Below are 15,411 nucleotides of genomic sequence, written 5' to 3'. Positions count from 1 at the left end.
TTTTCTAATTTTGACTACATACAGAAAATTAATATTTTCAATTTATTAGTGGACTATCAGTGTAGACGCAGAACATTAGCCCCAATGTTCATCAAAATAACATAAAGCAGAAACAAATTACTTGTTTTATTTTTTTGAACATATCCCATGATATTATATTTATCATGCCTTCTCAGGAATTTAAAAACATGCCCAAGATATTAATTTATACTGATTTTGATGGTACCGTGACTGCAAAACGAGGAGGAATCCTTGTCAAAAGCCCATTTTATCAATCTTTGCTTCAGGGCTACGTAAAAGACAATCAGCAAAATTATAAGTACACCCCCTTGAAGGGACATCCCACACAAGAAGAATTAGAACGTGGAGCCGCTCAGCCAGTAAGCACAGATGAAATCCAAAATATATTTAAAGAAACATTTGGTGACCCTAAACCCGATTATACACGCCCTGGGGCAGAGATTCTAATGACGCCACAAGCGGTGACTTTCTTCAAAGAAGTACTAAATAACCCAGACATCACTATTAAAATTGTGACTAGAAACCGTGGCGACTATATTCGTGAATTATTTACTTATCAAGGATTTACTCCTGAAGAAATTAGCAGACTGACCATCTTTGACTCCAAAGCCAAATATTTTGCCATTACAGATGATCTTAAAGATAAACCAAACGATATATCTCATTTCTACGTTCTTGATGATGATGAGAGTGATTACAATGCAATGCTTAAGGCACTCAGAGACAGTGGGTATCAACCAACACAAATCAGTGGTAAACGCGAAGAGCCAGGAAATTTTAAATGGCTCGATTATCTAAAAGATATCCTTCTCAAATTGACCTCTTCTAATGAAGAAAAAAAATCCACAGAAGATCTATCCCAATCACAAACTTTCGAAGCTTCATCTAAGGTAAAAGAGGGGGAACCTTCGTCTCAAAATGCCGAGGCCTTGTTTGATATAATCAAGGAACAAATAGATCGTGTTAAAGCCTACAAAACTAGCCGAGCTCTATATAAGGCGGAGAAACTTGAAACATCACTCGCTGATGCACAAAATTATTTGCAGAAAAACCCTACCTGCACGATAAAAGAATTCCTAAATTATAGAAAAGATAATGATCCTGAAACTTTTTCTATCTCACAAGCCTTAGCCTATAAACGTAATCCCTGGGATTTCATTCATACTCCCAAGGCATTTGTGAATGTCATGAACTTGTTTAAAGGGCGTCTGAGCGAACTAGTTGGCCTCCAAGAAGAAGGAACTCGAAACAATTATAACCAAAAAACCATCCCATAAAATTCAACCGTCTTAACAAGTCAGGGAGTCCTTGCTTCCTGACCTAAGCGCTCAACCATGCAGCCTCGTTGATTTAAGTTATGATCAATTTAACCTTGACATCCCACCTACTGATTCTGGCATTATATCTTCCGCTGGAAAGAAGCAGTAATAGTCTCATACAATAAAAAAGGGAGTTGAGTAGTATGTTGAAAAAAGCCTCTTTAGTAATCTTTGCCTTAGGCTCTAATGTTGCATTTTCAGGTGCAATGGGCCCTGTGTGCACTCCAAGCAGTGTTAATGTACCCTGTCCCACTACCGCCTGGGATGTAGGAATTCAAGCACTCTATTTGGAATCACTTTATAACAATAACACCCTAAGCACCGTGAACATTGGTAGCGGCAGTGGGGTAAGAATTTTTGGCGAAATCGATAATGATTTCGAGTGGGGATTCAGGCTTGAAGGCTCCTATCATTTTAGTACAGGGAATGATTTGAATCTTAACTGGACCTACTGGCGAGATGACAATAAATTAAGATTAGGGCCGAATGTTGGAAGATTAGCTAGACAAATAACTGCCACTCTAACTGATAGGTATTATGGCAGTGCAGGACTGGATGCAGTTAATCTTGAATTTGGACAACACGTCGATTTTGGTGAATACAAAAATATTCGTTTTCATGCAGGTGTTCAGTATGCTGATCTTGATAACAAGAGACGCCAGGACTCAGTGATTGCCGGTGCAGTAGGGGATCTTGCTTTTCTAAATGGCTTGACTTCAGTCACCTCAAAATATACTTTTGAAGGAGCAGGCCCACGTGTAGGTGCCGATATGTCCTATGATATAGGCAGGGGTTTTGCTATTTACGGTAATGGTGCCGCTGCTCTATTAATCGGTGATAGTAAATACTCAAACAATGCACCGTTTAATGATGAAACTCGTCCTGTTCACTCTACTTATACTACTCTTGTACCGGAGCTAGAGGCAAAACTGGGTGGGAAATATACTTACATGACGAGTAAGGGTAGTTTGACATTTGATGTAGGTTATATGGTAGTCAATTATTTTGATCCCCTTCACCGCAGCGACTTAGATCTACTTTCTGTCGTTGAATATCGCGATAATATTAACTTTGGCCTGCAAGGCGCTTATGCAGGTGTAAAATGGGTAGGTAATGTCTATAGTTAGTTACAACTTATTCAACCAGCCAACGTTAAATCTTAATGTTGGCTGATTGCCCCTCTTCAAAAATTCATAGCTTGAATATCGTTAGCGGCCGTTCTAAGGATAACATATTCGACTAATTCCTAATCCCATTGTTTTTATTTTCTGAATTAATGCTGGTAAAGCCTTTACTGTTGACGAGCGGTCCTCAGATTCACTGGTTCCATCGTGCATGGTAATTTCACTCTGAGGTTCAATAAGACTGAGCGTATTATTGATAATCGTATTGCCATCGAGGTACTGCCAATCAGTGGAATCAATTTCTACTTTTATAATTGCCATGCCTTGTGATTCAATGTATTTTTGTACAGCTGGTGTAATTTTATTATATGCAGGTCGATAACAAATCGGGGATTTACCAATAATTTGCTTGATAATTTTTTTACAGCCAAGAACCTCTGTTTTTACCTGCTCCATCGTAGCTTTCGTTAAGTCAAGATGATTTAAGCCATGACAAGCAATCGCATTACCCTCTTGATAAGCTTGACGTACTAATTCTGGATATTGCTCAGCGTTTTTTCCTAATACGAAAAAGGTGGCCTTAACATCATTGTCCTTCAATATTTTAATAATTTCCAAGGTATAGGGTGGAGTGGGGCCATCGTCAAAAGTTAGAGCCACCGTATCTGGTTTAATTGTATAAGTGGCAATATCAGGCGGGGAAGACGAATCAGGACTATCGTCAAAGGATAGTGCGACTACATCAGGATTACTTGTACTCAGATTTTTGATTCTATCGTTCCAAATAAAATACATCGCTATGGCCCATAGAAGGAGAATAAAAAAAATAATCAGAAACATCCGACCTAACATTTTTGCCTCCTAAACTTATTCCTTTTTCGTACCCCATTTTTTTCTTCCGAGAAAAAAAGAAAAATAACCATGAATTGCTGCAGGCACCATAATAAAGGGCTGGTAGAGAAATAAAAAAATTATATAGCCCAGCATATTTCTTCTAACTGACAACTTTCTTTTGAGAAATTCTTTTCTATTTCTCCAAAAGAAAACAAAGTTATTTAGTAATATTAGCGGAATGACACTTACTGTCATTGGCCCAGCAATAAAATAATAGCCAAAAAATGCGGCAACAACGCCTGGCATAAATATAAAACCATAGCCTAAATCAACAATTGGAATCAGCAAGTTCCACCAAATGAATAATGTCGAAAATTTTTTTCGAAACAATAATTCAGGATGAGCAGAAAGGGCCTCTAACATACCCTGCGACCAACGACTCCTTTGTAAAAATAATTTTTTGTAGCTTGCTGGAACAAAGGTAAATGAAAATGCCGCTTCACAAAAACCCGTTCGATATCCTTTTTTAAGAATAGCCCATGTAAGAACAATATCCTCACCAACGCTTGTTGGCCATCCCCCCGCTTCAACGACTATATCTTTACGGTAAACAGAGAAGGCTCCCTGAGCAACTAAGGTTGCTTGGAACAAGCTTTGTATCCTTTTTTGTGAAATGAATTCGTTAAAATAATTCCATTCTTGAACTTTGGTCAGGATATTAGTGCGCGAGTTTCTTACACAAACGCTACCTGCTACTGCCGCAGTGTCAGGCAAACTCGACATCAAATGCGCTACGATGCATTTTATCGCATCAGGCAAGAGATAGGTATCGGCATCAATTGTGACAAGCAAGTTATTCTTTGCCCTATTTAAACCAGCATTCAATGCAGCTGCTTTTCCTTGATGTGGCACTTCTAAAACCACTAAATTCGGCAGTCGAATGCCGTTTAAAAGCGCCATCGTATTATCGGTAGAGCCATCATCAATGATGATAATTTCAATTTCACCCGGATATTCTTGCTTTGTTAAAGAAAATACCGTATCAACAATGCAATCTTCTTCATTATATGCCGCTACTAAAATAGATACTCCAGGGTATTCGGACTCCTTGAATTTGTTGGGCTCCGGGCGTGTATCAATGAGAAATCCTACTAACGTGAAGGCATACCAAAAACTTGGGATAATCGCAATAATAGTAATGGCAATCGCAGCAAACACCAACGCAATATGATTTGATAGTTGGATTATCCATGGCACATTGATTAAGGTAACGACAACAAGCCAACTTACTCCCAAAAAACAAGTGAGTATAAATTTTTGCTTTACTGTCAGAAGTCTTTTTTTTCTCTCGGGTTCTTGTTCTGACATATCCTCAATTTCCTGCATATTCTTCACTGCCCCTAGTCAAAGGAGAATGTCAGTGAAGCTAAAATGTCATGAAAGCGATAATCTTCTGCATCTATGAAGGCAGATGCTTGTTGATAATTACCATACTGTATATCAAAAAATACACAACGACGAATCGGCCCTCTTAATCCAAATCGATAAAACCACGATGGCGCCGTACCTGTTTCTGCCTCTGGATTAGGTTTGATTGACTGTGAGCCATATCCGCCTTCGGCAAAATATCGCCAAGTCTCACCAATCTGATTACTGATACCTAAAATATAGAGCTTATCATTATATTTATCCGGACTAAAATAAAAGGGGGATTGAAATGCGCTTGTATACCCCCTTATTCGATATCCCGCATAAACGCCCTGCGTAGGCCAAAAAGTAACGGAGCCATATACATAATAGCCATCGCGAGTATTCTGATCATTAAAATTAAATTGGTATTGGTTAGCAATTATGTTGACATAGGGCAAGGGCTGTAAAACACCACCAAGGTTATAGGAATGGAAGAAAATATCATTCTCCAACGCCGTAAAACTTTCAATTAACTCCTCTCGAGCTGATATATTAATAGTAAGAATATCGTCAGGAATATAAGAGCCGGAAAATCCCCATAACACGGGACTCCAATGATTAAGTGTGGTTGGCGCAACTTCGCCATCCAAAATAAGATGGCGTGATGGACGCCATGTTTGATTAAAAAGCAATGTTTTAGCATCAATCTTCACACCACTTTGAGCATATCTTATATAGGTTGGCGCTATCTTGGACTGCCAAGACTGAGACCAATATCGCCGAGCACGTAATGTCTCCCGTTGAATGGTAAAATCTTCTGAATCTTTAAAAGAATAAATTTCCGGCTTAAGTTGATAAGGGGCAGTTTCTAGGCATAATAGCCATTCGATATTTTTTAAATCGCGGTATAAATGCTCCCCCGGCTTAATTTGATTGAGAATCGGTCGATATTTAAGATACAGTTGATTAGCGACATCTCCTTGCCCCGTCCAAAGTGTAGCTTGTAATGCGGCAATAACCATATGAGGGGATGTAAATTGAATATCCCATGGAATTTCATCAAGGGCCGTATAGACCCTCCCACGATAAGCATAACTTTTTACCAAGCCGGCTTTTGCTAACTCATACTCCTGTAGATTTAGAGGATAGGTTAATAGAAGCCGATAAGTTATCGTTGCGCGTACATACTGGTCTAACCACATTTGCATGGTTGCAATACCCGTTAAGGCTTCACGCTGATCATCACGATTGCTATTTTGCAGTGCTAACTGGTAGGCATTTTTATAATAATTTAATGCTTGATAAGGTTGATCCATTACAATCATACTTTTTGCTGCAAGCATATAGTATAGAGGCTGGTTGAATTGCTTAATAAGTGGCAGAATTAATTGATAGGCTTTTAATCCTTCCTCACTATCAAGATGGCCATAGATTCTCTGCAATAATTTTTCATAAGCTACCTGTTTCTGTAGCTCATAGGCTTTATTTAATCCTTGTTGGGCAAGAGCTCTATCTTGTTTATTTAATTTCAAATGCAAAATTTGTAAATACGTTTTGATAGCCGCCTCAGGTTGTCGTAATACAAGCTCCATGCGAGCAATTCCAAACAAGGAAATCTGTTGCAATACCTCAATTTTCTCGTTTTTTGCTAAAGAGTAGGCTTGTTGATAATAACTCAATGCGGAATTCGGTTGCTCCGTGAGTGCCTTAGCATGGGCAGTCATAAGATAAACGATAGCTTTTTTGTGGGTCGTCAAAAGTGGCGCCAATAATTTTAACGCTTTTTGTCCCTCTTCTCTCTCAATAAGAGATTGGATACGCTCTATTTCTTGGTCAAAAGCAGTTTCGTGAGTAGATTCAGTTTGTTTTAGCCCCTCCTCTGCAACTTTTCGATCAATTTCACTTAAATTCATCAAAAGTAGTTGCTGATACATTTTTCGCGCTTCATTCGTGTCATGCAATGCTAAACGCATACGCGCAATAGCAAATAAGGCAATTCGCTGGAAGGTATTGTTGTTTTCCAATTTTGCATACTGAAAAGTTTGTTGATAATAATCAATCGCTTTTTGTGGCTGCTCCAAACTTGCCTGTATATCACCAGCAACCAGGTATACAGAGGACGAATGGTATTTCAACAAGGGCTCGATAAGTTGAGCCGCCTCTCTGTTTTTATTTTTTAGTAAAAGACCTCGAATTTCTTGTAATTTTGATTCAATTTGCAATTGCTTAATTTGCTGTAGCTCTTGGAATACTATTTGCTGATCAGCCGAATTAAGAGACATGCTCAATAGTTCTGTATAGGTTTTGTTAGCCTCATCAAACTCCCTTAACTCCCGTTGCATCCTGGCAATTGCAAATAATGCAACTCTCTCATCGGTGCTATTTTTTTCTGACCTTGCCAATTGGAGCGCTTGTTGATAATTCTGTAGTGCTTCTTTAGGTTTTCCTAATAACGCTAAACTATCACCCGCTGCTATATGAACGATCGATGACTGTTGATTTAAAAGCGGCTCTATCAGCTGATAAGCTTGCGCGCCATCACCTTGAGCGATATATCCCTGGGCTTTTGGGATTAATTCATTCAACCCTTCTTTTTTTAGTAATTGATTACTTTTGTTTAAGCCATCTTCAACAGTTTTTTGCTCACTTGCCGATAAATTAAATATTAACAAGTCTTGATAGTAGTCATGTGCAGCTTGCGCATTTTTTAAGGCTAGCTCTGCTTTCGCAAGCCCAAATAAAACCCGCTTATTGTAGTCTGCGGGAGCCCTATCTTTGGAAAGAGCATAGGCTTTTTTATAATAAGATAATGCAAGCTCCGGTTTTTGTTGGCCAAAATAAGACTCCGCAATAAGCATATAAACATTAAAATTTGGCTGTTCATTTGCTAAAGGAATAAGAATATCTAGAGCTTGTAGATAATTTTGTTGCTGTAGCAATTCCTCAGCTTTTTTATACTGCTTCCAGTAAGGCGCAGCAAGAGGTTGTGCATGAGAGCATTGCAATGTTGATAATGTCTCTAATATAACAATTAACATTATTATCAATAATTTACTTTGTTTGCTCATTCTTGTCTTTAAAATTCCGTTTAACTTAATAGGATAACTCTCTCAATTACTATAGCTATTTTCCCATAATTTACCTATAGAATTGGTAATTAAACTGAGAATCGATTTTTACAATTAGAGCGCTTTTTATCGATTGACTCATAACAAAACTGTTTAATTACCAACTCAACTTCCTGGTGATTAGTAGGTGACTTTCCACCTACCAACCAAAGATTAATATGTATCGGGAGAGGCTTTTGAGGGATACGTTCGTTAGAATCGGGAAGTGAGAATAGCCAGTTAAATATTGGGTAACGATAATCCTCATAATGCCCCAAACCACTCTGATAAAAAACTTTATCTTTCTCCCACACGAAACCATGAGTTGAATAATCCCCATTTAATTTTATGGAGGATCCTAAAACAGTTTTATTTGGAGTAAGTATTGCAGGCCAAACTGTATAAGAAATATTGGAGTCTGTCGGGTTTGTTGAAGCCCATTTCGAAAACTCGATGTCAATTTCATTTGTACCATCAGGTCCAACATCTGTAGTCGGATAATTAAATAAACCTAAAACGACATTAGGATCCAAATTATCCACCCTGCCAATGGTGTAAAACCAATATTGTCCAAAACCCAGTTTCGTGGTAGTAAAAATTTCAGCGCAATACCATTTTCCATTAACGTGAGTTACTTTTAAGTGTAACCAACCATTGGGATCCACCCATACATTCTTACTTGCCCAGTTATTTGCACCTGCACCGCCAAATCCTTCTCGAGTCTCCCAAGTTAAATTTGAAAACTTTATTGTTTTTGCATGAGTACATAAACATCCCAACAATAAAGTCAAACAAGCAAGGTATGCAGCAATACGTTTTATCATTATCAATTACCTCGGCAAGAGTAAGTAATGCGTCACTCATGCCTTATATAGCCATCCCCAATAAAGATTGTTAAAGGATAATCTAAATCACCCTTCGCTCAAAATTTTATTGAGCATGAGTTTGCGTAACTGGACTACCTCAGGAGGAATGACTAGTGCATCGTCCCTAGTAAAATGAAACTTACCTTCTTTAATGGTGACAAAATCATTAGTGGGGAGTGTGTTAAGGGCGTGGGTCGCCACCTGATGATATTCACCAGTCAGCACCTCCAGCATGGTGTCTAACTTATTAGGGATTTTAAGTTTTAAGTACTGCTGTTCCCGTTCTTGCTCACATGGTAGTTCGCCATAAACCGTATCCCAGAAATAGCGGTTATTGCAGTTTTTAGAAAGATAGAGGTCTCCCGCACTAATTTCTTTCTTAAGTGCATAGTATAAACCCATTTCCCAATGATGCGCTCTGACTTTTCCATTCTCATCAACGTCCTTCCACATTTTAGGTAGAAAGTCCGTTGGTATAGCCAACGCACAATAAAATGATTATTAGCAATGGGAGTGAAAAAGTTCATCAATGGAACAGTGATCTTGCCCCGGTAAATCCGACACATTACTAAGCGACCAATTTGACTTCAAAGTTTTCTGGTGATTGATAGCTCAACCTGGAATCAAGTCGCTTCCTATTATAATAAATTTCAATGTACTCGAATATATGATTTTTAGCAGCCGCCCTTGTTGCAAATTTTTCCCCATGAATTGCTTCAACTTTAAAGCTGTGGTTCCAGCTTTCCATAGCGGCACTATCGTAACAATCTCCTCGTTTACTCATGCTACAAACAAGCCCATGAAGGTTTAAACGCCTTTGATAATCATATGAGCAATACTGGCTGCCCCGATCGGAATGAATAATAAAGCCCCGAGAAGGCTTACGACTCCATACAGCCATCTGTAGCGCATCAATAACTAACTGTTTTGTCATGCGCTCAGACAGTGCCCATCCAACCACTTTGCGTGAGTACAAATCCATCACTACAGCAAGGTAAAGCCAACCTTTCTATGTCCAACAATAGGTAATATCACTTACCTACTTTTCATTAGCTTTATGAGCTAAGAAATTTTGCTGTAACAAATTAGGCGCAACCGGTAATTGATGATTACTATTAGTTGTTGCTTTAAACTTCTTAGCTACTTTCGCTCTCCAACCCTGTTCGCGCATGATTCGAGCAACACGATGCTTTGCCACTCGCTCTTTAAGCGTTTAGCGATTCTTGGGACTCCAGCTCGTGATTTCTCATCATCAAAATGGCTTTTATCTTTTTAGATAGCTCTTTATCTCTTTCCAAACGGGCGGAAGGTTTCCGATGAAGCCAGGCATAGTAACCACTAACAGAAACAGATAAGACACGGGACATAAGCCTTAATGAAAATTGATCCGAGCCTTCTTTTATCAGGACGTACTTTACTTGGATTCCTTCGCAAAGTACGCGGCGGCCGCCTTTTTTAAGAAAGCATTCTCTTCGGCAAGGTTTTCATTTTCTCGTTTTAAACGCGAAAGCTCTGCTTGTTGAAGTTTTTGATTTTCAAGCCTATCTCCACCACGTTGCTTCTGCGTTCTCCATGAGTACAACAATGATTCAGTTAAGCCAAGTTCTTTGGCAACCTGAGGAACGCCCTCTTTTACTACTCGCTCTGATACTTGATCTTTAAATTGAGGGCTATATCTTGTTTTGACTCTTTTTAGTACTGCTCTATTATTGTTTATTTCCTACCTCTGCTTTTGATTTTACTCTCTTAGTAGGGGGTCCGACAAATCAGGGTAGGATCACTTAATAACAAGCCATTATCTCACTGTATTAGTTATGGTTGGATAACCGGGGAATTTGCTACAGACAACCGAATTTCTTCTTCTAGCTCCTCTATTTTTTTGACGGCACTGGTTCTTCCCCATGCTCCACTAAAAACAGAGTTATTACGATGTTCTTTAAATAAGGGCATCTCTTTTGCTAATGCTAAATAATTAAGTTTCATACGATTATCAGTTATATCATTTAATTCCTGAAATAAATTTTCCAGGGCCACTGTTCTAAATTGCTCCAGAGTTTTTCGCCATGAGGTAGTATTTTTGATGCCAAAAAAACCATCTAGGTAAGGGTTTCTATGAGCATTTAAATCAGCTATTTTCTTCACCTTTTTATAGAGAGTGTTAAACTCCTCAACGGATAATTTATGACTATTGATCTCTTGAAGTAGTAATTCTTGTTTTTCATATTTGTGTTTCTTACTACCGGTTATTCTTTGGACAATCATCTCAACTTGATTGAACTTCTTTTGCTGCGTTACATTATCTTCAATTGGTGAATTAGACTGATAAGAAATATCTTCTTCTTTTTTCTCCTGGATTTCAGTTTTACTGCCCTCAACTGGTAAGTCAGACTTAAATGAAATATCTTCTTCTTTTTTCCCCTGGGTTTCAGTTTTACTGCCACCAACTGGTGAGTCAGACTTAAATGAAATATCTTCTTCTTTCTCCTGGGTTTCAGTTTTACTGCCGCCAACTGGTGAGTCAGACTTAAATGAAATATCTTCTTCTTTCTCCTGGGTTTGAGTTACACCTCCTAGAGGTATCATACCTTTAGTAGCTATTGTTAACTTAATGTCTTGTTCTACCAGTTTGTTATACAAAGTTGCCAATTCATAATTCCCTGCACTTGTAATAGGATCTTTAATTAATTCTTTCAAATAATCTGCTGCCGTTTTGCCTTTTTTATTCTGATGCGTTAAGGATAAATTCTTGCCTTTTAACTCCATCAAAAGAATTTCTAAAACAGCTAATCGTTCTTGAAATGCTTCTACCCCGTATAACACCTCCTCTTTAGTATTGAGATCCATTATCGTGAAAGGCATATGAATATGTCGAATACAAGCATGAAGTGGAGTTTCTCCCTCAATAAGCGCATTCTTTGACGTTTGAGCACATAATAATGCATCAATTGCACCGGTATTTGTCATTTGAGATAACAAGTATCTCACAATCTCTGGGCTTCCATACTTCACCATCTCATGCATCAATGTTGACTTACCCTGTTCAATAGGAGCATGAAGATTCAATTTTAAAGTCTCTACTAAATATTGGATGATATCCAGTGAGGCGCCCCGAACCAATGAATAAGCGATAGGGGATCTCTGGTGGAATAAACCCCTTGGAATTTCAATTTCATTCGCCTGTAATTCTTCACAAGCTTGTTTAAAAAGTGGAATGTTGTTTTCTTTAATACCCCGCCAAAAATTCCCTTCAATAGAATTAATTTTAGATTTTGCATTGATGGTTTCTCTTGCATGATTTATCTTTGCAGAGTCAAGTGTAGGGATGTGTTGTTGGGCGACAAAGAATTCATAAAGGTCATCGAAACCACTATTAACATAAGCTGGTTCAACCCCGTCGGCTCCCATTAAACCAGCCAACTCTTGTAATTGATCCTTAGCACCAGAAAACACTTTAGTCACTGTAGCGCCCAATTTCATATCTGGCTTATAATTCCCATAGAAGTCCATTGTAAAATGAACCCCTAATTCGACAGGCCTGTGTTCTTGCTTCTTTTTATTTGAAGCTTGTGCTTTTGTTTTAACTTCAGCTTGTACGTAAGGATAATTTTTTTTATTTTCAGGATCTGCATTCCAAACTGCGGCATATTCATAGCATCTTTTAAAATTCTCTAGCCATTTTTTTACCTTTTCTTGTTTAGGATCTAACTCGGCTATCCGCTGCATCAGTAGTTCCACATATTCTTTCTTTACCTGGACTGGAAAACGCAATTGGTCAGTTCGCTTTTTAAATATCTCCTCAAAACTCTTATCCAAAGTTTCCGTTTGCGCTTCTTTTCCTATCCCTTGAGCAAGAGGTGGTAATAGCTTCGCGTTATCAATAGGAATTATGGCTCCATGCTCTGCATTTGCTACCTGGTCTAAATATAATTGATTTAGATGTTCTGCTATGTAGTCTAACATGTCCTTATAAGCTCGTTGCTCCACATAAGGTAAATTATCCAACGTGGCAGCAAAGGTAATATCATTACCTTCACCCTTAGCCATTGTTTCTCGACCAATGACATAAACCGGATGATTATCCTGTGTAACGGTTGCATAAATCTCGATTTCACGTTTATTAGGATTAATGACCTGTAGCATGTCTCGTGAGAGACTAACAAAGGCTTGCGAAACATCAGATTGCATATCAATAGGAACCGGGTTATTCCGCTCGCCGATATCATACAAACTCTTCAAACTTGGATCAGATAAAACATCATAAATCTCTTTAATTGCTATAAAACACTCCTCTCTCTCCGCAACTTCCTCAGCCGAAGGACTTCCCTTGGCTTTGTCAGGATGATATACCAGCGCTAGTCTTTTATAAGCTTTTGTAATCTCTTCTTGTGAGGCATCGATTTTTATTTCAAAAATCTGATAATAATTTCCATTAAACGGAGCTTTTTTAAAACGATCCGGCAAATAGATAGCCATAGTAATTCTCTTCGTGATAAGAACAATAGTTTTGTTCTATAAATTTTCAATAATCCCTTATAATATACTATATGATCTATAAGGGAGCAACTATTATTTCTTCCAAAACTCATACCTCCTAGTATTTTTAAGTTTTAAAATAGAATTCAATTCTTATGAATATATTTTTAAGGCACCGTTCAATTTAACTTTTGTTGCAATCTGTTATTTATTTGCCAAGAGAAAAGAAGATTTAAGAGAAGCCGATACAATTGCAGTTTAGCGACTGGATAGATTAAGGCCTTTCTGAAGCATTTGATTGCGTTCATTAATGAGTTTGAATTTTAAAAGTTAGCTTTGAAGGTTAGCAATAATCTAAAAATACAATGAGGCTCCATCGCAAAAATATTTTTGCAACAGAACCTCTAAATCACCCTTCGCTCAAAATTTTATTGAGCAGTGCTATATAGTTTTCATCGCGCCGTTGTTTTTCTCCTAGATAAGATTCAACAAATAAGGACAGTGATGCCCTTTTTGCATCAGGTGGATTGCCTCTATGAAGTTCTAGTCCTAACGTCAAAGCCGCATTCAAGGTTGCCATATGCTCGATAATCTCCTTGATTTGCAGGCTTTGCTCATCCATGGTGAGTGTTTTCATCCGCCCAATTTTATCGGCTAAATTTTCGATATTCTCCTTAAACAACGATTTATAATGAAAATCTTGCGGTATTTCATTGAACAATTGCCAGAGATAGTGGAGAAAAATGTCATCTACATTAAACTTATGGATATCCTTTAATGTTTGCATCCACAGCGTGAAATGAGTACCTTCCCAATTCTCACAAACAATACAGTCACGTAATAAACGTGGCAGGGATGAGAAGCTTTCAATTGTGCCATTTCCTGCCAAAATATCGATGCAATGATGAATATTCTCTACTGAGCGTTTGGCTGTAAAATATTTATTTAAATTAGCCAGCGTCCGTAATAAAAGTTGTTGCTCTTTAGCTTGTTCTGCGGGCGGGGTTCTATCAAGTTGATCCTGACGATAAACCATATTAAAAATACTTGCCAGCATCGCGGTATTTTCCGCTTTAATCTGCGCCAAGGTTTCTTTTACCAATGGGTAATCAAAAATTGCATGCTGAAATGCTTGCCGGTTACGAGCATAATAATAAGCAATTTGACAAGCCCGTCTTGACATAGCAAGTACTGAAAAGGCATTAAACACTCGTGATAAATGCAACACATTTTCCATTACCAGATGAATCCCTTCATTCATCTCTCCCATGAGGTAAGCAAGTGCACCGTCAAAATCAATTTCGCCGGTTGCCATGGAGCGAGTGCCAATTTTTTGCTTTAAACGTCGCAACTTATAATTATTTTGCTGGCCATCCGCCAAGTGACTTGGGATTAAAAATAACCCTAGCCCCTTCGTTCCAGGTATTTGAGCATCATAACGTGCCGTCAGTAAAATCAAATCTGCATTGGCATTCGAACAAAACCATTTCTCTCCTACAATCCGCCATTGCTGGTACTCATCTTGATAAGCATGTGTTGCGTTAGCGCCTACGTCAGACCCTCCCTGGATTTCAGTTAAAAACTGCGCCCCTGTGTAGTTATTACTAAAAGAAGGCTCCACCAATTTCTTAAGATAATAAGGCGTTTCTTTCAATTGAGAGTAATTATTTAAAATGCGAATAATACCTGCTGAACAGGCAATAGGGCAGTTATGCCCTGCTTCACCAGCATGAGAGGACAGTAAAAATAAACTTAAGGTCTTACGCATTTGCCCGGGTCTAAGCAGATAATGCATTAAACCCGAGCCATAAATAATATCACCAGCCATTGTATAAGAAGGATGATGAACAACCCTGTCACGACGTTGCCCAATGGCATCATAGTTTTCCACTCGTGGCAGATTAGTATCCAAGTTATTTTCCATTACAATAGGCTCTAATTCATTGGCTACTTGTTTGGAAAAATTGCTTAGCTTCTGTAAAAATTCGGGCTCCGCTGAAAAATAGCTTTGATAGGTATGCATCAAACAGGAATTCGGCAATAAGATATTTTCTTGGAGCTGGTTTTGCCATGAGGTAAAATGTTCTCTGGTTTGTTGATAGGGATCTAACGCGCGCATCCTTGTCTTCCAATATTGGCTCTGTCCTTTCATGTTTTCATCATACATAATAGCGCCTTAAAAACACTAGTTTTATTTATCGAAGCAACCCCATCTAACAAAATAAATTTCATTCAGATAGAATAGTTTTGAACCTTT

Annotated in this window: 9 protein-coding genes and 1 pseudogene; 2 read left to right on the top strand and 8 right to left on the bottom strand. The window is 38.3% G+C overall.

Going from position 1 to position 15,411, the window contains the following annotated elements:
* Positions 1 to 188: 188 nt before the first annotated feature.
* Together Lbru_RS05995 and Lbru_RS05990 are read left to right on the top strand one after the other, a co-directional pair.
* On the top strand, positions 189 to 1,298 hold the full coding sequence (locus Lbru_RS05995) for a hypothetical protein (protein ID WP_058441272.1): 1,110 nt from the start codon (positions 189 to 191) through the stop codon (positions 1,296 to 1,298).
* Between the two features lie 185 nt (positions 1,299 to 1,483).
* Positions 1,484 to 2,467, top strand: coding sequence for an Lpg1974 family pore-forming outer membrane protein (locus tag Lbru_RS05990; protein WP_058441271.1), 984 nt, complete (start codon positions 1,484 to 1,486; stop codon positions 2,465 to 2,467).
* Between the two features lie 93 nt (positions 2,468 to 2,560).
* Here the strand turns inward: Lbru_RS05990 and Lbru_RS05985 are convergent, their stop codons facing one another.
* The 8 genes and pseudogenes from Lbru_RS05985 to Lbru_RS05945 form a co-directional block, all read right to left on the bottom strand.
* The gene (locus Lbru_RS05985; protein WP_058441270.1) at positions 2,561 to 3,316 is read right to left on the bottom strand and encodes a polysaccharide deacetylase family protein; all 756 of its coding nucleotides are present in this window, start codon (positions 3,314 to 3,316) and stop codon (positions 2,561 to 2,563) included.
* Positions 3,317 to 3,331: 15 nt separating this feature from the next.
* Entirely contained in the window at positions 3,332 to 4,666 is a 1,335-nt protein-coding gene (locus tag Lbru_RS05980; RefSeq protein WP_065235433.1) for a glycosyltransferase family 2 protein, read from the bottom strand.
* 32 nt (positions 4,667 to 4,698) lie between these two features.
* Entirely contained in the window at positions 4,699 to 7,746 is a 3,048-nt protein-coding gene (locus Lbru_RS05975; RefSeq protein ID WP_162262391.1) for a tetratricopeptide repeat protein, read from the bottom strand.
* A gap of 119 nt (positions 7,747 to 7,865) precedes the next feature.
* Positions 7,866 to 8,639 (bottom strand): glycoside hydrolase family 16 protein, encoded by a 774-nt coding sequence (locus Lbru_RS05970; RefSeq protein WP_058441267.1) that lies wholly within the window; start codon positions 8,637 to 8,639, stop codon positions 7,866 to 7,868.
* Positions 8,640 to 8,726: 87 nt separating this feature from the next.
* On the bottom strand, positions 8,727 to 9,134 hold the full coding sequence (locus tag Lbru_RS05965; protein ID WP_058441266.1) for a hypothetical protein: 408 nt from the start codon (positions 9,132 to 9,134) through the stop codon (positions 8,727 to 8,729).
* Positions 9,135 to 9,249: 115 nt separating this feature from the next.
* A pseudogene (locus Lbru_RS18045) lies at positions 9,250 to 10,398 on the bottom strand (IS3 family transposase).
* Between the two features lie 95 nt (positions 10,399 to 10,493).
* Entirely contained in the window at positions 10,494 to 13,154 is a 2,661-nt protein-coding gene (locus Lbru_RS05950) for a DnaJ domain-containing protein (RefSeq protein WP_058441264.1), read from the bottom strand.
* Positions 13,155 to 13,563: 409 nt separating this feature from the next.
* Entirely contained in the window at positions 13,564 to 15,321 is a 1,758-nt protein-coding gene (locus Lbru_RS05945; RefSeq protein ID WP_238583829.1) for an acyl-CoA dehydrogenase family protein, read from the bottom strand.
* Positions 15,322 to 15,411: the final 90 nt, after the last annotated feature.

Origin of the sequence: Legionella brunensis, from assembly GCF_001467025.1 — a bacterium.
In the GTDB taxonomy this organism is placed as follows: Bacteria; Pseudomonadota; Gammaproteobacteria; order Legionellales; family Legionellaceae; genus Tatlockia; species Tatlockia brunensis.
Note: the sequence above shows the minus strand (reverse complement) of the source record. Positions and strands in the feature narration are given on the sequence as shown.